This is a genomic window from Larkinella humicola (assembly GCF_008727875.1).
Lineage (GTDB): Bacteria > Bacteroidota > Bacteroidia > Cytophagales > Spirosomataceae > Larkinella > Larkinella humicola.
Window position 1 is genome coordinate 1,169,622 of the sequence record NZ_VTWS01000001.1, and the last position, 18,122, is coordinate 1,187,743.

Below are 18,122 nucleotides of genomic sequence, written 5' to 3' on the forward strand. Positions count from 1 at the left end.
ACAGTTTACACGGTTTTCCAACCGTGTAAACCTTACAGATGGCTTCCCGGCATCAGGTAATTTTTCACATAATCCTCAATCCCGGCTTCCAGCGATCGAAACGGTTGGGAATACCCGATGGAGCGCAGTTTGCTCATCGTGGCCTGCGTATAATACTGATACTTATCACGGATGTCTTCGGGCGTGTCGATGAACTCGATTTGGGGTGTCACGCCCATGGCCTGAAAGGTATTGTTGGCCAAATCCAGAAAGGTTCGGGCTTTGCCGCTGCCGAGGTTGTAGATGCCGGAGTTCCGGCGGTGGTGCATCAAAAACATGCAGACCTCCACCACATCCTTCACATAAATGAAATCGCGCATCTGTTCACCATCCGCAAAATTCGGGTGATGCGACCGAAACAATTTCATCGAACCTTTTTGCTGTATCTGACAAAAGGCGTGGTAGATGACGGAAGCCATGCGGCTTTTGTGGTATTCGTTCGGCCCGTAGACGTTGAAAAACTTCAAACCAGCCCAGAAAAACGGGTGTTTTTCCTGTTCCAAAACCCAGATATCGAACTCGTTTTTGGAGTCGCCGTAGGGATTGAGCGGTTTTAATTGCGGAATGAGGGATTCGTTGTCATCGTATCCCAATTCGCCCAGGCCGTAAGTAGCCGCCGAGGATGCGTAGACCAGCGGAATCTGATACTCGATGCATTTTTGCCAGATTTTTTTTGAGTACTCGACATTGAGGTGTTCGAAAATACTCCGGTCAAATTCCGTCGTGTCGGTTCGGGCGCCGATGTGGAATAAAAATTCAATTTCGTGGTAATTGTTGTCCAGCCAGTCAAAAAACTCTTCCCGGTCGACCCGTTCAAGAATGCGTTTTCCTTCCAGATTGGCCAGCTTGTCTTCCCGTGAAAAATCATCCACGGCAATGATAGCATTGAAATTTTCCTGATTCAGTCTTGAAATCAGACAGCTTCCGATAAAGCCTGTAGCGCCCGTAACAATGATCATACTCCGTAGAAATTGAGCAACGATTGTTTTAGGTTAGATTAAAATTACGTGTTAACATCTTAAATAGGGTGTAAAGTTAGGATAAATCACTACACCAACCAATCCACGTTTTGATGAAAAAATAGAATTATTCCAATACTCATTTTCATGGATGCCCGATAAACGGCCCCGATATGATCACAAATACGGAAGCGAAGGCGATCTAAATTTTGGATTTTTATTAACGCTCCGAAGGCCGTAATTTTGCTGTCAAATCAAGTGGTGGTGGAAAGGCTGCCCAAAACGACGAATCGCCCCGGCGATGGTGAATAATGGTATATATTAGCAGAAAAGAGCATTTCAACGCAGCCCACCGGTTATTCAACCCGGCCTGGTCTGAGGAGAAAAATAAAGAAGTTTTCGGTCCGTGCGCCAATGTGAACGGACATGGTCATAACTTTGAGTTAATTGTGACCGTCAAAGGAGAGCCCAATCCCGACACAGGCTTCGTGATCGACCTGAAGGTGCTGGGCGATCTGGTGAAAACCGAAATTATCGACAAAGTCGATCACAAAAACCTCAACCTCGACGTCGATTTTATGCAGGGGAAAATGGCTAGCTGTGAGATCTTTATCGTCGAAATCTGGAAAATTCTGGATCGTGCACTGGGTCGAATTACCGAAGCCCGGCTCCACCGGATCCGCTTATACGAGACCCCGAAAAACTACGTGGATTATTATGGGGAATAGCCGATGACCTACTACCTCATTGCCGGAGAGCGCTCCGGTGACCTCCACGGCGGCAATCTGATCAAAGCCATTCATCACCACGACCCGCACGCCCGCTTTCGAGCCTGGGGTGGTGAGCAAATGGAAGAAGCCGGAGCCACGCTGGTGCGGCACTATCGCTCGATGGCGTTCATGGGCTTTCTCGAAGTGGTTCAAAACCTGGGAACCATCCGGAAGAACCTGCGCGATTGCCAGCGGGACCTGCTTGAAACCCGCCCCAACGTTCTGATTCTGATCGACTACGCCGGTTTTAACCTTCGAATGGCGGGTTTTGCCAAAAAACACGGAATTCCGGTTTTCTATTACATCTCGCCCAAAGTATGGGCCTGGAACCAGAAACGAGCCTTGAAAATCAAGGCGGTGGTCGACCGGCTTTTTGTCATTTTTCCGTTTGAAGTGGCGTTTTACCAGCAATACGCCTACCCGGTCGATTACGTCGGCAACCCGTTGATGGACGCCATTGCCGCCTTCCGGCCCGACCCGGTTTTTCGGAAAAAAAACCAGTTGGGCGACAAACCAATCATTGCCCTTCTGCCCGGCAGCCGCCACCAGGAAGTGTCGCTGCTGCTGCCCGCCATGCTGGAAACCGTCCGGCACTTCCCCAACCACCAGTTTGTGGTTTCCGGCGTCAGCAACCTGCCGAAATCCCTCTACGAAACCTTGCTGAAAAACGCGCCGGATATACCCGTGATCACCGATGCCGCCTACGATTTGCTGGCCGTTGCGGAGGCCGCATTGGTTACTTCTGGAACGGCCACGCTGGAAACCGCCCTGCTGAATGTGCCCGAAGTGGTTTGTTACAAAATGTCGTGGGTGACCTTTCAGGTCGCCAGTCGGCTCATTGCCGTGCCCTTTATTTCGCTAGTCAACCTCATTCTGGGTCGGGAAGCCGTCAAGGAGTTGAAGCAGTATGAGCTGACCACGGAACGGCTGGTTGACGAGCTGTCGAAAATTCTCCCCGGCGGATCGGATCACGAGCGACAACGGGCTGATTACGCGGAATTGCGGGAGAAAGTGGGTGGACCAGGCGCATCGGATCGCGCAGGGGAACTGATGGTGAAGTACTTACGAGATTAAACCGGTCTGTTCGTACCGCTTCAGCCATTCTTTTTTCTTACCCTGAATCTGGCTAAAAAACTCATACACCGGGCGCATGTCTTTCTGGTAATCGCCGGTCATGTAAAGGGGTTCGCTCAGAATAACGGCTTTCCGGGGATAGTCGATTCCGGTCAGGATGATGGGAACATCCGCTTTCAGCGCAATGTAGTAAAACCCGGTTTTGAGCCGCTCCACATCGCTGCGGGTGCCTTCGGGGGGAATGCAGATGTGCAGGTACTCGTTTTGAATGAAAACATCCACAATCGCATCCACCAGGTTGTTGGTCCGGCTCCGGTTGACAGGTTTGCCACCCAGAAGCCGGAAAAACCAGCCGGCATACCACGTAAACAATTCTTTTTTAGCCAGGTATTGAATCCAGACGCGCGTTGTCGCCCTCGCTCCCACACCCACCGGAAAATCCCAGTTGGTATTGTGCGGAGCCAGAACCCAAATTGCTTTGGGAAGATCCGGAACCACGCCGAGAAGTTTCCACCCGGCTACTTTATAGAGCCACCTGGCCAAAGCGCTAAACATATCCTGTGAAACCGTCCATGTTGAGGACGACAATTTTAAGAAAAAACAAACGGTTTGGGGCTAAAACACAGGACGAAAATGAGCAACGCCAGCCAGCCCAGCACAATCCGCCCGGTTCCCAACGGTTGATCGTCTTCCGTTTCGGGGTGGTACACGCCCAGGAAACGCCCCAGGATCAGAATAAACAACAGAAAACCGGGGTAGCCTTCGGCGGTGGGGAAAAAGTAGGACACCAGAAACTGCCCGGTTACCACACTCAAGGCTAGCAGCAGCGTCGTCATCCGATTTTCGTTGATGCTCTGAAAACTGAGAAACAGGCCGAAAATATACAAACCGAGGTAGCCCAGTTCATTCATAAATTTCCGGTCATCGGCCACGACAAAATCAGTCGGTTTGAAAAATCCCAAACCGGCATAAAACGCAAAGCCCACCAGCAAAACCGGGGCAATCATCCGAAACGCCCGGCGGCCTATCAGGCTGTACAACACGTGACCACCATCCAGTTGACCAATCGGAATCAGGTTAAGTGATGTAAAAAACAGGGCAAAATAACCCGCCATCAAATACGGGTAATGGACCATCTCGTAGGGATGGGGCAAACGGGCCGGGTCGGCAACGTAGGTTTTGAAAAACCAGAACAAGAGGTTATCCCCCAACTGAATCGCACTCTCGGGCGGCAGATTTTTGTAGACGTGTTGACCAAAAGCCAATCCGTATTTCTGGTAGTCGGGATGAATCGAAAAAATGTATTCCGGTGGTGGCAAATGCGTAAAACCGTACCAGAGAACGATGAGCGCGAGCACAAATCCGGCCAACGGCCCGGCAATGCCAATATCGAAGAATTTCTTGCGGCTGTTGATGAAATCCTGAATCCGGATAAAAGCCCCCAAGGTACCAAGAGTTTGCCCGAAACCGAACCACATCGGAATGTAGTAGGGCAAGGTGACCCGAACATGGTGGTAGCGGGCCATAAAAAAGTGTCCGAATTCGTGAACCGTCAGAATGGCCAGAAACGGGATTGAATAGTGAAGACCGTCCCAGAACTCCGGCCAGCCAATACCATGTTCCAGATCCAGAAAAAAACGACCATACATCCATTCCGCACCAGCCGCGGTCGTTGAAATCAGGGTAAGAACAAAAAGGCTAGCTTGAATGAGGTACGTCCTCGTTTGTGGATTCATCGCGAAGATAATCAAGAATCGACAGGGGCGGTTGCACCTGCACAGCATGGATACCTAACTCAGCCGCCGAGCGAATGTTGTGCGGATTGTCGTCTAAAAACAGGGTTTCTTCGGCAACCAGCCCGGAGGTGGTCAGCACATGCCGGTAAATTTCGGGCGAGGGCTTGGCCATTTTCACTTCGTAGGAGTAATAAACCCGCTCAAAAAGTTCTTCCAGCGACGGTTGCCCCAACTCCATGAAGATCTTGTTAACGCCCTGAATGTGAATGGAGCTGGTGTTGCTCAACAGAAAAAGCCGGTATTTTCCGTGCAGTTCCCGAATGCGATCGACCCGCTCAATGGGCAAATCGAGCAAAACCGTGTTCCAGGCGGTATCGATCACCTCGTCGGCCCAACTGTCATTTTTGAGCAGGTCGCGGACGTGCTGCCGAAAACCGGCATCGTCGATCAACCCGGTTTCGTAGTGCATCGTCAGGCCGTGTTCCTTCCACAGTGCTTCCACAGCCTCTTCACTCATGCCCGAAAGCGAAGCGAAATTTCGGATGGGTGCGCGCAGATCGATGGGAATAATGACGTCGCCGAGGTCGAAAATGATATTTTTAATACCCGGTTTTAAGACACCTGCCATAGACTATACAATTATTCGACCACAACCCCCATCGAGCAGAATTTCTCGATGCGCTGATCGATGCGTTCTTCGGGCGTAAACTGGTTGAGTTCTTCGATTTTCTCCAGAATGGTTTTTTTGATTCGTCGGGCCATTTCGGCGTGGTCGGTGTGGGCTCCTCCTTCCGGCTCCTCGATGATGCCATCCACGAGTTTGTTTTTTTCCATATCCCGCGCCGACAGCTTCATGGCTTCGGCCGCCTGCTCCTTGTAATCCCAGCTACGCCAGAGAATGGTCGAGCAGTTTTCGGGCGAAATCACCGAATACCAGGTATTTTCAAGCATCAGAACCCGGTCGCCAATGCCGATCCCGAGCGCACCGCCCGAAGCTCCTTCGCCGATGACGATGCAGATCACTGGCACCTGAAGCATGAACATTTCCTTGAGGTTGCGCGCAATGGCTTCGCCCTGCCCCCGTTCTTCAGCCTCCAGCCCCGGATATGCACCCGGCGTGTCGATCATCGTAACGATGGGTTTATTGAATTTTTCGGCCAGTTTCATCAGCCGAAGGGCTTTGCGGTAGCCTTCCGGGTTGGCCATGCCAAAGTTGCGCTGCTGGCGCTGCTTGGTGTTTCGTCCTTTCTGCTGACCGATCAGCATGACCGTCTGGCCATCCATTTCGACAAAACCGCCGACCATCGCAGGGTCATCCCGGACGGTTCGATCACCATGCAGTTCAACAAACTGCTCGCCCATCAGGGAAATATAATCGAGCGTGTAGGGCCGGTCGGGGTGGCGGGAAAGTTGGACGCGCTGCCAGCGGGTAAGGTTCTCAAAAATCTCCTTGCGGAGCTTTTCAATACTGATTTCCAGCGATGCCACAGCGCCAGTAACGTCCACGTTACTGGTTTCGGCCAGTTTCTTCATTTCGACCAGTCGTACTTCTAAATCGGCTATAGGTTTTTCGAAGTCCAAATACGTCCTCATTCAAGAATTGGTTGTCTGCTGCCCATTTAAGGTGTCGTCATCCGGTTGCACGTGATTCGAAGCAAACCGGAAACGGACGGGGCAACTTTTTCGATTGGCAAAGTTAGCGGAAAATCCGGTTCAGCAACCTTCCGCGGTTATAACTCATAGGTCTGGCCTTTCGTTGGAATCTCCACATTGGAATATCCTTCGTCCGCCAGGGTCTGCTGAAAAGCCGACATGCTGGTGAATTCGCCGTGAACCAGAAATACTTTTTTCAGCTTTTCGGGCGACTGGTGTTTGACAAACCGCACCAGATCGTCACGGTCGCCGTGACCACTGAACACGTCGGTCCGTTCGACTTTCGCCAAAACCGGCTCCTCCTTGTCCTTGATCGAAATAGTCGGTTGTCCGTTCAGCAACCGCCAGCCGAGGGTTCCTTCGGCACAATACCCAATGATCAGGATGGTGCAATACGGATTGCTGATGTTAGCCGCTACGTGTTGTTCCACGCGCCCGCCCTGAACCATGCCCGACGACGAAATGATGATGCAGGGCTGGTTGTAGTTCGAGACTTCGCGACTGGCTTTCGAGCTTTCCAAGTATTCGAAATTGACAAAATCGAACAACGAGGCATTTTCTTCCTGGTAGTCCTTCGCTTCCTTGTTCAGCAGCCGCAGGTTTTTCTGGTACACTTTCGTGCTTTCCAGCGCCAACGGACTGTCGGAAAAGACTTTAATGGGCGGAAAACCCTGCTCGGTATACAGGCGGTTGAGCGTATAGAGCAGCGCCTGCGTCCGGCCCACCGAAAACGACGGGATGATCAGCCGGCCCGGAATGTCGATGCAGGTCCGCTGGATGACATCGGCCAACATGGCTTCCGGGGTTTCGGTGTTGAGGTGCAGCCGGTTGCCGTAGGTCGACTCGCAAATCAGGTAATCGACCTGCGGAATCGGCTCCGGATCGCCCAGCAGGGGGTAGTTTTTACGACCGATATCGCCCGAAAAGCAAATGCTTTTTTTCTCGCCGTTTTCGTAAACGTTGATGACAATATGAGCCGCTCCGAGCAAGTGTCCAGCCGGAACAAACGTCACATCAACGCTGTCGCCGAGCCGAAACTTCCGGTTATACTGAATCGGAACCACGTTGTCCATGGATTCCCGAACCTGCTTTTCCAGAAATAAATCCTTCTGCAGGCTCGCCATTTTTTTCCGGACCTTCTGTTTTTTGCTTTTCCCCATTTCGTTGAGCCGCCGGTGGTTGAGCGAGGCTGCGTCCTGGAGCAGGAGGTTGGTCAATGAATACGTAGGATCTGTACACAAAATCTGGCCTTCGTACCCTTCCCGGTACAAATTGGGAAGATTACCGCTGTGGTCGATGTGGGCGTGGGTCAGCAGAACGACGTTGATCGAGGAAGCTTCAAACGGAAAAAAACCAGCCGCCGATTTCGGAGATTCATCATCCTCCGGGCTGTTGCCGTTCAAGGCGGCTTTTTTATCCATGTCAGCCCCGCAATCAATCAATATTCGGTACTGATCCTCTGTCTCCAGGAGGAACATGCTACCGGTTACCTGTCGAGCCGCCCCCCAAAATGTTAACTTCATTCGATTCGATTAATGCCTTTGCTACTGATTCTCACGATCGTGCAGTTTCAAAGGAAGCTACAACTAGTTTTATTTCGGTAGAACAACAGAAAAGGGCTATAAATTCTGGCTATTTTTGCAATATTACTGAAATCCGCTTTCATAAACTATCCCTAACCGGCACACCGACTGAACGGATGACAGGGATGGAAACCGGTCTTTTTTTTCCAATTCATTCCGACAACCGATCGTTCGATTCCTACTCTTACTTCCATGCCCCGGTATCTTACGTTACTTTCAGGTTATTTTTTTGGTATCATTTCGTTTTGTCAGGCCCATCCGACATCGGATTCGCTGGCATTACAACGGTTGCAAACAACCGTCAATCAACTGCAAACCAGTTCGTTTGTCCGCAATGGAACAGCCGCCGTTTCGGTGCGACGCGTCCGCGATGGTGTGGCATTGCTCGATGTAAACGCCCATCTTAGTCTTCCTTCAGCCTCCACACTGAAACTGGTTACAACGGCAACGGCACTGGCCGTTCTCGGCGACAATTACACGTTTCGGACGGTTTTGGAAAATGACGGCACAATTCGGGATAGCATTCTGACCGGAAATCTCTACATCCGGGGTTCCGGCGACCCAACGCTGGGCAGCAACCGCTTCGCCGAATTTGCGGATGCCCCCACCCTTCTCCGTACCTGGCGGGAAATGGTGCAAGGGGCTGGCATCAAACAAATCCGGGGTTCAGTCATTGGCGACGCCACGGTTATTCAGTCGCTTCCCGTACCCAACACCTGGGTGTGGGGCGACATCGGTAACTACTATGGGGCTGGCCTCTCCGGTCTGAACTTCAACGAGAACTTGTACCGGGCGGTTTTTAAACCCGCCAAAACCGTGGGACAACCCGCCGGACTTCTGCGTACGGAACCCGCTACCCCTTTTCTCCAGCTTCAGAACAACGTTCGGACCGGCCCCGCAGGCTCGGGCGACGAAGTGATTATCTACAACGCTCCGCCTTCATCCCAGGTTTTTCTGGAGGGTACTGTGCCGACGGGGGTCAACGAGTTTGGCGTGAAAGGCTCCCTGCCCGATCCGGCTTTTTTTACGGCTTTCTCCCTGCATGATCAGTTGACCCGAGCCGGTATTTTCGTCAATAGCCTGCCTCAATCCATCGGCCCCGGCCGAATTGGAGCGCCGGTCGCAGCCGGAACGCCACCGATCACCCCCGTAGCCAAGCGCCACCCCTTGCACCTCCATACGTCGGTACCGCTCTCCGAAATTGCCCGACTCACCAACCACCAGAGCATCAATCTGTACGCGGAATCGCTGCTGATTCTGGCGGGCAACGCGCTGGCGAAAACCCCCGTAAACACGGAACAGGCGGTTCAGCAACTGACCCGGTTCTGGCAGAGCAAGGGCGTCGACCTGAGCGGTTTTCGACCCAAAGACGGCAGCGGGTTGTCGCCGGTTGGGGCACTTACGGCGGCTAACCTTTCCGGGATTCTGGCAGCCATGTCGAAGGAAAAAAGTTTTCTTCCGTTCTACGACAGCATTCCGGTGGTGGGCGAATCGGGAACGGTCAAAAGCCTGGCACGCGGCACGTCGGCCGTCGGGAACGTACGGGCCAAGAGCGGAACGATCGAGGGAGTACGGGCCTATGCCGGGTATGCCACCTCCGCCGACGGTGAACTCCTGAGTTTTACCATTCTGGTGAACAAATACAATCCCGGTTCTCTGAAGGGCGTCATGGGGTACCTGGAGCAGATCATGGCCCAGTTGACCACCCTGAAAGTCAATGAATAACCCCTTTTTTTAATTCCGTCCGCTCACTTTGACAACAGTGAACCAGTAGTCACCGATCGTCTGCGTAATGTCCATCAGCGTTTTAAAAGAAGACGGCTTGGTAATGAAGCTGTTGGCCCCCCACAGGTAGGAATTGTCGATGTCGACACCAGCGTCGGAAGTGGTCAGAATCACAACAGGAATATGCCGGAGTTCACGGTCCGATTTGATTTCCTGCAAAGCCTCGCGGCCATCTTTCCGCGGCATGTTCAAATCCAGCAAAATCAACTCCGGCAACGAATGATTTGACAACGCATACCGGCCCGACCGACGCAAAAATTCCATCAGCTCTTCCCCATCTTCCACAATAGTCATTTCGGTCACCGGAAACTGCTGGCGAAAGGCTTCCTGCGTTAAAAAACGGTCGTCTTCGTCGTCATCAGCCAACAGGATATGTACTGGTTTCGTGGGTTGTTGCATTGTCATGAATAGACTGCGTCTGCTTTTCGGGTAATAGAATAATAAAGGTCGTGCCCACACCGGGCTGGCTTCGGGCTGTAATCAGGCCCTTGTGATTGGTAACGATGCGCTTGCAAATGGCCAGCCCGATTCCGGTTCCTTCGTAGGTGCTTTTTCCGTGCAGGCGCTGGAAAATTTTAAAAATATGATCGATGTATTTTTCGTTAAACCCGATTCCATTGTCGGCAACCGTGATTTGATAATATTTTTTGCCGGGGATCAGTTCGGGGTATAGTTCACCATCCACTTCGGTTCCCTGGATCGTAATGACCGGCGGTTTATCAGGTTGCGTAAACTTCAGCGCATTCGAAATCAGGTTCGAAAAAAGGTGGTCCATCTGACTCTGCACGGCTTCGATCACCGCCAGTTTATCGATGTGAAAGGTGGCCTCCGCAGCTTTTATTTTCAGTTCCTGATCCGACAGAACACCCTGCACTACATCGGCCAGCCGCACCGTCCGAAACGGTTCTTTTTTGCTGGAGATCCGGGAGAAATTGAGCAGGTCCTTGATCATTTTCGACATCCGCTCCGCCGATTGCAGAATCTTGTTCAGATACATCACCCCGTCCGGCGTCAACCCATCTTCGTGCCGGTCACGCAGCAAATAGCCAAACGACTGAATTTTCCGCAACGGTTCCTGCATATCGTGTGAAGCCACAAAGGCAAACCGTTCCAGTTCTTCGTTCGAGATTTCCAGCAACTGAATTTTATCCTGCAGCTCATCCTCGTAAGCCCGCAGTTGATCTTCCGTTTTCTGCCGGGTATTCAGCTCATTTTCAAGCAGGTTATACGATACAATGAGGGTTACGAACGTTAGAAGCGATAACGTAAAAATAATAATCAGCGTGTTGCGAAATGAATTTTCGGCGGCTTCAGAGTAGGTTTCAAACCGGGCCTGCTCGATTTCATTCATGGTTTTCAGCAACTGACGAACCCGATCCATGCGGGATTTGCCCAATAGCATATACGTCCGCGCAATGGAAATCGGCAATCTTTTTTTAACGGCATCGACCTGCTGATACGCCGTGGCTATTTTGGTGTTGATTCGGATCGATAATGAATCGACATTCCGGAGTTGCTGCGGATTGTCTGCGACGAGTATGCGAATTTCGTTTAGTTCCGGCGTAAACTGAGGCACAGCCTCTTCAAATGCTTCGAGGTAAATTCCATCCCCGGAAGAAGCCAGATACCCTCTCTCACCGGTTTCGACGTCCGTAATGAGCGACAGTATTCGCCCCAGCCGGTTGGTAACCTGCTGGCTGTGTTCAATCCGGTCGCTGGCTTTCCGGTACTGGTTGTAACTGTACAAGGTGAGACCGAACCCCAATGCAATCAGCAGCAAGGCCGTACCGAAACCGAAGGTAATTCGTTTCCTCACGGCTTTGGGCAGAACAGCGCGTAAACCTTTCATAAACAGTTAGTCTGTTAACGGTTTACGGTTTTCAGTTTACGGTCTACGAGTTACGGTCTGCGGCTGGTGGACGCAAGCCTTTTTTGAGTGCGTCAGCCAACCGTAAACCGTAAACCATACCCCGTAAACCTAAACCAGGTAGTTACCGAATCGTTTCAACCACCAGATTGTGGTTGGTGTAAATGCAAATATCAGCCGCAATGTGCAGGCTTTCCCGAACCATTTCTTCCGCCGTCAATTGGGATGCGTGCTTTTTCAAGGCGATGGCGGCCGACTGGGCATACATGCTGCCGGAGCCAATGGCGGCAATCTGGTTATCCGGTTCCAGCACATCGCCGGTTCCGGAAATAACCAGCAGGTCGTCTTTGGATGCCACGATCAGCATGGCTTCCAATTTCCGCAAATACCGGTCGGTTCGCCAGTCCTTGGCCAGTTCGATGGCCGCCCGTTTCAGGTTGCCACCGTAGGCATTGAGTTTTTCTTCAAATCGTTCGATCAACGTAAAGGCATCGGCGGTGGAGCCGGCAAAACCGGCCAGCACCTTGCCGTTCATCAGGCTGCGTACTTTTCGAACGTTACTTTTGGCAATGGTATTGCCCATCGTGGCCTGGCCGTCGGCTCCGAGCGCAATCTCGCCATTGTGCAGAATGCCAATGACGGTTGTAGCGTGTATTTTTTGCATTCGATTTTTTCAGTTTATGGCTTATGGTTTACAGTTTATGGAGTCTAGTCGGGAAAGGATGCCTAAACCATAAACCGTAAACTGTAAACCATAAACCCATTTTACACCAGCATCCCGAACGGATTTTCCAGCAGGCCTTTGAACGTCTGAAGGAACGACGCGCCCGTTGCGCCATCGACAGAACGGTGGTCACACGACAGGGTCACTTTCATGACATTGGTGGGCTTGGCCACTTCTCCTTCAAATTTGACGGTTTGTTTGATCGAGCCAATCGCCAGAATACAGGAATCGGGCGGGTTGATGATGGCCGTAAATTCGTCGATGCCGAACATTCCCAGGTTGGAAATCGAGAATGTGCTGCCTTCCCAGTCTTTCGGCTGGAGTTTCTTATCTTTTGCCTTGCCGGCCAGGTCTTTCACCTCAGCGGCAATGGTCGACAGCGTTTTCTGATCCGCGTTGCGAATCACCGGTACCAGCAACCCTTCATCGACGGCCACTGCAACGCCAATGTTGACGTACGAATACCGCCGGATTTTGTCGCCTAACCACGAGGAGTTCACCGCCGGGTGTTTTTTCAGCGCCAGGGCTGCAGCTTTCAACACAAAATCGTTGAACGACACTTTCACCGCGCTCACCTCGTTGACTTTGCCGCGCAGATCCATCGCCTTGTCCATGTTGATTTCCATGGTCAGGTAGAAATGCGGAGCGGAAAACAGGCTTTCCGACAACCGGCGGGCAATGGTTTTCCGCATTTGGCTCAACGGAATGTCTTCGTAACCGCCTTCCTGAGCGGCTGGGGCAGTTTGCGCAACGGGAGCGGGAGCAGCCGGTTTGGCGGCTGGGGCCGGAGCTGGCGGTGCCGATGCCGGTTGAGCGGCAGGCTGGAAGGTTTCAACGTCGCGTTTGACAATGCGTCCGTCGGGACCAGAACCCTGCACCTGTGCCAGATCAACGCCTTTTTCTTTGGCAATGGTCTTGGCCAGCGGAGAAGCCAGTACCCGGCTATCGTGTCCGTTGCCGGTCAATGCTTCGGCAGGAGCAGCCGCCGGTTGGGTTTCGGCTTTGGGAGCTTCCGGTTCCGGAGCAGCCGCAGCGGGTTGTCCACCACCTTGCAGCAGGGCCTGAAAATCGGCACCTTTTTCGCCAACGACCGCAATTACATCATCGACGGCCACTGCCGTTCCTTCCTTCGCACCAATGTACAACAGGGTTCCTTCCTCGTAGGCTTCCAGATCCATCGTTGCCTTGTCGGTTTCGACTTCGGCCAGCACATCGCCCGATTTCACGGTATCACCTTCTTTTTTATGCCAGGCCACAATGGTCCCTTCGGTCATCGTATCGCTCATCTTCGGCATCCGGATGATCGATGCATTGATGTTGGCGGCCGGAGCCGCAGGTGCCGGGGCTTTGGCAGCCGGTTGTTGCGTTCCGTTGGAAGCGGGCGCGGGTGCGGGTTTTTCGGCGGGAGCTTCAGGCTTCGGTTCCGCAGAACCGTTCGAGGAGCCATTACCATCCAGCAAGCCCTTGAAATCTTCACCGGCTTTTCCTACCACGGCCAGAATGCCATCGATTGGTACGGACTGGCCTTTTTCAACGCCAATGTATAACAACGTCCCTTCGTCGTAAGCCTCCAGATCCATCGTCGCCTTATCGGTTTCGACCTCGGCCAGCACGTCGCCCGACTTGACGGTGTCGCCTACTTTCTTATGCCATTCAGCGATGACACCTTCGGTCATGGTGTCGCTCATCTTGGGCATTCGGATTAATTCTGCCATATGCGGTTTTGTGCAAGTATATCAGTAGTTCTGCTTCGAGTGTTCAAAATTAGAAGAAAGCGGGGAAAGTTGGTTAATCTAAGGCGAAGTTTCCACTTATCCACTTTGATTTGCAAATTGCCGCCAAATAATGGTTCATCCCGACTTTTCCGGTTATCCTCCCTATGAATCGCAGGAATTTCATTGAAACGGTTGCCGTTGGCGGTCTTGCGGCTGCCACTTCATCTTCTTTTTCCCCTTCAACTCCGGTCCAGACGCCAGCAGGCTGGTCTGCACCGGCTAAACGTAGTAACGAATTTTCGGCCGATGTAGTTGTAGCCGGTGGCGGATTAGGCGGCTGTGCGGCCGCTTTGGCAGCTCTTCGAAACCATTTACGGGTTATTCTGACGGAAGAAACCGATTGGATTGGCGGCCAGATTTCGCAGCAGGGCGTGCCACCCGATGAGCATCAGTGGATCGAAACCCACGGGGCCACGCAGCTTTACCGGACCTTCCGCACCGCCGTTCGTGACTATTACATCCGGAATTACCCGCTGACCGACGAAGCCAGAAACCGCAAACACCTCAACCCGGGCGATGGAGCAGTTTCGCGGCTGTGTCACGAACCCCGGGTGGCCGTGGCGGTTTTGCAGGACATGCTGGCACCCTACCAGAGCTCCCAGCAGTTGATCGTGTTGCTGGAACACAAAATCACGGGGGCTGACACGTCCGGCGACCGGGTTCGGGCCTTGAAAGCGCTTAGTTACCGCAGCGGAAAAGAAGTGGTGCTGACGGCTCCGTATTTCGTCGACGCCACGGAACTGGGTGATTTGCTGCCGCTGACCGGCACCGAATTTGTTACCGGTACGGAGTCGAAAAAAGAAACCGGCGAATTACATGCGCCCGAAAAAGCCGACCCGAATAACCAGCAGTCCTTTACGGTTTGTTTTGCGATGGATTATGTTCCCGAGATCAATCAAAAGAAAACGGAACATCGGATCGAAAAACCCAAAGACTACGCTTTCTGGCAGAAGCTGGTTCCGAAACTAACGCCCGCCTGGTCGGGCAAATTGCTGGACCTCTCCTACTCGAACCCCTCGACGCTGGAACCGAAAAAGCTGGGTTTTCACCCGGAAGGCATTGCAACCGGCTCGGCGCTGAATCTGTGGAATTACCGTCGGCTGATCAACAAAAACAATTTCAAATCGGGTACTTATCTCAGTGATATCACGGTGGTCAACTGGCCGCAGAACGATTATTTTCTGGGTAATCTGGTGGGCGTCAGCGAGAAGGAATTCAAAAAGCACGTTGATGGTGGCAAGCAGCTTAGCCTTTCGCTTTTCTACTGGCTCCAGACCGAAGCGCCCCGGCCCGACGGTGGTCAGGGATGGCCCGGTTTGCGGCTTCGTCCCGACATCATGGGCACGGAAGACGGCATGGCGAAATATCCGTACGTCCGGGAATCGCGCCGGATCAAAGCGGTTTTCACCGTGTTGGAAGAACACGTCGGCGCGGCCAACCGGGCGTTGATTACCGGACAAAAAACCGGCAACACGGCGGCAGAATTTTACGACAGCGTAGGCACCGGCTATTACCACATCGATTTACACCCCAGTAGCCGGGGCAACAATTACATCGATTTTGGTTCGCTGCCGTTTCAAATTCCCTTGGGTGCCCTACTTCCCCAACGGATGGAAAACCTGCTACCGGCCAATAAAAACATCGGGACGACGCACATCACCAACGGTTGCTACCGGCTGCATCCGGTGGAATGGAGCATTGGCGAAGCTGTCGGCCAACTGGTTGCTTTCTCGCACCGTAAAAACGTGATTCCCCGCGCGGTCCGGGCGCAAAAACCGCTGCTGGAAGAGTTTCAGAAGCAGGTGAGAAGTCAGGGGATCGAGACAGACTGGCCGAAATAATTTGACGGTTTTCGGTTTTCAGTTTACGGTGGATGACGGATTCGTCTTCTTGCGTCAGCCACCGTAAACTGAAAACCGAAAACCATAAACCCTTCAAAATCATGAGTAAGGAAAAATTCGAAACGTCGAAAGAAACCGGTGTTCATCACCAGCTTGGTTTATTAACCGGCGAATGGGAAGGCATGACCAAAACCTGGTTTGAAGCCGATCAACTGGCGGACGAGTCATCCATGCAGGGCACCATTCGACCGGTTCTGGACGGACGGTTTATACTCCACGAATACCAGGGCAGTTTGAGTGGCGAACCGTTCGAAGGCATTGCGATATACGGATATGACCTTGGCAGCGGGAAATTTCAGAGCGCCTGGGTCGATAGCTTCCACATGGGAACGGCAATCATGTTCTCCCAGGCCGAAAAAACCGGTTCAACTGTCAACGTTTTGGGGGGCTACGGTGCCGAAGGGCAGCAATGGGGCTGGCGAACCGAAATTGAAGGGATCAATCCCGATCAAATCGTGATCACCGCGTATAACATCTCTCCGGAGGGCGAAGAAGCCAAAGCGACGGAAACGATGTATTTTCGAAAAAAGTAATTACACCGGCACCTTTTCCCGATCCAGCTCCCGCACCTGCTTCAGATAGGCCGGGGGCAGCAAAATCCGTTGGGTGACCGACCGCAACTGCAGTCGTTCCAGAACCTTGTAAAGCCACAGCATCGAAGCCAGGACCGGCCGATCCGGTAAGGGGAGTCGTTCATGAACCGGTTTGGGAACCAGCAACGATTGTGCCTGCAACAACAGGCCGTACCGCCAGTTGCCCAACTCCTCCCGATACCGTTCAAAAAGTTTATCCGTAAACGGGCTATGCGCCAGATCCCGGTCCAGATGAAGCTGCCGGTCAAGTTGCCAGTCGGCATAATTTTGTGGAATTTCCGGAACGCCCATGCCCTCGCCCACGCGGAGAAAGGTATCGAACAGTTCCTCGCGTTCCGGGTTGGTCAGCGGGCGGTGCAGGAGTTGAAAAGCCCGTTCGGAATAGTCGATCAGCATATACAGGACGTCGCGGTAGGCCCAGTCCGGAATTTGGTAGCCCCGGCTTTTTTCGACGCCCCCGTGAATCGCCCGCATCCGGTTGATGGCCGCCACAGCTCTTTCATTCGGCATGAACACAATTTCCTGGGCATATTTAACCGTTGAAAATAACCGGCCAATCGGATCAGCGGGCAGTTTTCCGGTATAAAACAGCCAGTCGACCGCCCGGTTGAGGGCAAATTCAGCAGCTCCACCCGCAAAAATGAGCAGGATTACATCGGCATCTCCCCAGATTTTTCGAACAATCGAATCTTCACGAACAAAGTAGCGCATCAGTACAGTCAGCAGTCAGTTGGTTTCTACCCTGATAACGTATTTTTTCTAAAAAAATGCCTCACCCTGTCAGCGCCGGGCCACCGTTGTGGTCGCAGACCCTGACTGCGGTGGCAAAGCTTATAATTTCAAAACCGTAAATTCAACCCGCCGGTTTAGCTTCTTATTGGCTTCATTGTCATTGGGAGCGGCCGGGCGGTTGTCACCGTAGCCCTGGTATTGAAGGCGGTTTTCGGGAATTCCCCGCTGAATGAGGTAGTTGGTGATAACCCGCGCCCGGTTTTCGGAAAGAGACTGGTTCAGTCGGCGGTCGCCCACGTTGTCGGTATGTCCCGCAATTTCGATGACCAGTTTCGGGTAACTTTTCAGCGTATTCAGCAGCATGTCCAATTGCGGATACGATTCCTTCCGCAGGATGTAACTGCTCTGGTCGAAATAGACGTTGTCGAGCCGGATTTTGTCGTTGACTTTTAAATCCCGGAAAACGCTGTCGGGTTTGCCGGTTTTTCCCGTTACGATTTTCTCCATCAACGCGAGGTGTTCATAATTCGCGCAGGTGTCACAAGGCACAAACAGCACTTCCTCCATCGCATAATACCCTTTTGCGGTTGTATTAATCACCACCGTATCACTCCGCCCCAGCGTAAAAGCAAACGCCCGACCCGGTTGGCTTCGTCCACTGAATTTCTTCTTCGAAAGAACCGCCTGCACCTGGTAAGCAGCCGGAACCTCAACTTTCGTCTGTTCGTCAAACGCTTTGATCACGAAGTCCGTCGTATGGCTCTTCATCAGTTTGGCCCCGGATTGTGCCCGGCTAACCGAAACCGAAACCATGATTAGCCAAACAAGTATTGTACAACAACGCATCGTGATTTTGCAAATTGGTTTACGGTTTTCCGTTTACGGTGGCTGACGAGAGAGAGATAGGCTTGTGTCAGCCACCGTAAACGGA

The 18,122-nt window shown here is 52.4% G+C and carries 17 protein-coding genes; 5 read left to right on the top strand and 12 right to left on the bottom strand.

What is annotated here, in order from left to right:
- Positions 1–32: 32 nt before the first annotated feature.
- Entirely contained in the window at positions 33–998 is a 966-nt protein-coding gene (gene rfaD / locus F0P93_RS05020) for an ADP-glyceromanno-heptose 6-epimerase (protein ID WP_150875180.1), read from the bottom strand.
- Positions 999–1,309: 311 nt separating this feature from the next.
- Here rfaD and F0P93_RS05025 point away from each other — a divergent pair, with 311 nt between their 5' ends.
- Positions 1,310–1,726 carry a 6-pyruvoyl trahydropterin synthase family protein gene (locus tag F0P93_RS05025; RefSeq protein WP_150875181.1) on the top strand — a complete coding sequence of 139 codons (417 nt, stop codon included), beginning with the start codon at positions 1,310–1,312 and terminating at the stop codon, positions 1,724–1,726.
- Between the two features lie 3 nt (positions 1,727–1,729).
- The gene (lpxB, locus tag F0P93_RS05030; RefSeq protein WP_150875182.1) at positions 1,730–2,842 is read left to right on the top strand and encodes a lipid-A-disaccharide synthase; all 1,113 of its coding nucleotides are present in this window, start codon (positions 1,730–1,732) and stop codon (positions 2,840–2,842) included.
- Here lpxB and F0P93_RS05035 read toward each other — a convergent pair.
- From F0P93_RS05035 to F0P93_RS05055, 5 genes are all read right to left on the bottom strand, one after another.
- On the bottom strand, positions 2,831–3,397 hold the full coding sequence (locus tag F0P93_RS05035; protein ID WP_150875183.1) for a 1-acyl-sn-glycerol-3-phosphate acyltransferase: 567 nt from the start codon (positions 3,395–3,397) through the stop codon (positions 2,831–2,833). The two genes, lpxB and F0P93_RS05035, sit on opposite strands and share 12 nt — an antisense overlap.
- A gap of 35 nt (positions 3,398–3,432) precedes the next feature.
- Positions 3,433–4,578 carry a site-2 protease family protein gene (locus tag F0P93_RS05040; RefSeq protein WP_150875184.1) on the bottom strand — a complete coding sequence of 382 codons (1,146 nt, stop codon included), beginning with the start codon at positions 4,576–4,578 and terminating at the stop codon, positions 3,433–3,435.
- A complete protein-coding gene (locus F0P93_RS05045; protein ID WP_150875185.1) occupies positions 4,541–5,206 on the bottom strand; it encodes an HAD family hydrolase in 666 nt (221 codons plus the stop codon). The genes F0P93_RS05040 and F0P93_RS05045 overlap by 38 nt, the downstream gene beginning before the upstream one ends.
- A gap of 11 nt (positions 5,207–5,217) precedes the next feature.
- Positions 5,218–6,171, bottom strand: coding sequence for an acetyl-CoA carboxylase carboxyltransferase subunit alpha (locus tag F0P93_RS05050; protein ID WP_150875186.1), 954 nt, complete (start codon positions 6,169–6,171; stop codon positions 5,218–5,220).
- 137 nt (positions 6,172–6,308) lie between these two features.
- Positions 6,309–7,754, bottom strand: coding sequence for an MBL fold metallo-hydrolase RNA specificity domain-containing protein (locus F0P93_RS05055; RefSeq protein ID WP_150875187.1), 1,446 nt, complete (start codon positions 7,752–7,754; stop codon positions 6,309–6,311).
- A gap of 252 nt (positions 7,755–8,006) precedes the next feature.
- On the opposite strand from F0P93_RS05055, the gene dacB reads away from it, so the two are divergent.
- Positions 8,007–9,539: a D-alanyl-D-alanine carboxypeptidase/D-alanyl-D-alanine endopeptidase gene (gene dacB, locus F0P93_RS05060; protein WP_150875188.1), complete on the top strand. Its 1,533-nt coding sequence runs from the start codon at positions 8,007–8,009 to the stop codon at positions 9,537–9,539.
- A gap of 9 nt (positions 9,540–9,548) precedes the next feature.
- Here the strand turns inward: dacB and F0P93_RS05065 are convergent, their stop codons facing one another.
- The 4 genes from F0P93_RS05065 to F0P93_RS05080 all read right to left on the bottom strand — a co-directional run bounded on the left by F0P93_RS05065 (position 9,549) and on the right by F0P93_RS05080 (position 13,905).
- Positions 9,549–9,965, bottom strand: a complete 417-nt coding sequence (locus F0P93_RS05065; RefSeq protein WP_310587982.1) for a response regulator — start codon at positions 9,963–9,965, stop codon at positions 9,549–9,551.
- Positions 9,958–11,448 (bottom strand): sensor histidine kinase, encoded by a 1,491-nt coding sequence (locus F0P93_RS05070; protein ID WP_191908727.1) that lies wholly within the window; start codon positions 11,446–11,448, stop codon positions 9,958–9,960. Before F0P93_RS05070 ends, F0P93_RS05065 begins: the two co-directional genes overlap by 8 nt.
- A 142-nt stretch (positions 11,449–11,590) precedes the next feature.
- Positions 11,591–12,130, bottom strand: coding sequence for an ATP-dependent protease subunit HslV (gene hslV / locus F0P93_RS05075; RefSeq protein WP_114404681.1), 540 nt, complete (start codon positions 12,128–12,130; stop codon positions 11,591–11,593).
- 101 nt (positions 12,131–12,231) lie between these two features.
- Complete coding sequence (locus F0P93_RS05080) at positions 12,232–13,905, bottom strand: pyruvate dehydrogenase complex dihydrolipoamide acetyltransferase (RefSeq protein ID WP_150875190.1); 1,674 nt, start codon at positions 13,903–13,905, stop codon at positions 12,232–12,234.
- Between the two features lie 164 nt (positions 13,906–14,069).
- Here F0P93_RS05080 and F0P93_RS05085 point away from each other — a divergent pair, with 164 nt between their 5' ends.
- Both F0P93_RS05085 and F0P93_RS05090 read left to right on the top strand, forming a co-directional pair.
- A complete protein-coding gene (locus F0P93_RS05085; protein ID WP_150875191.1) occupies positions 14,070–15,806 on the top strand; it encodes an FAD-dependent oxidoreductase in 1,737 nt (578 codons plus the stop codon).
- Between the two features lie 101 nt (positions 15,807–15,907).
- A complete protein-coding gene (locus F0P93_RS05090; RefSeq protein ID WP_150875192.1) occupies positions 15,908–16,399 on the top strand; it encodes a DUF1579 domain-containing protein in 492 nt (163 codons plus the stop codon).
- Here F0P93_RS05090 and F0P93_RS05095 read toward each other — a convergent pair whose 3' ends face one another.
- Together F0P93_RS05095 and F0P93_RS05100 are read right to left on the bottom strand one after the other, a co-directional pair.
- Positions 16,400–17,170, bottom strand: a complete 771-nt coding sequence (locus F0P93_RS05095; protein ID WP_150875193.1) for an oxygenase MpaB family protein — start codon at positions 17,168–17,170, stop codon at positions 16,400–16,402.
- A gap of 120 nt (positions 17,171–17,290) precedes the next feature.
- A complete protein-coding gene (locus F0P93_RS05100) occupies positions 17,291–18,004 on the bottom strand; it encodes an OmpA family protein (RefSeq protein WP_225309376.1) in 714 nt (237 codons plus the stop codon).
- Between the last annotated feature and the right edge of the window lie 118 nt (positions 18,005–18,122).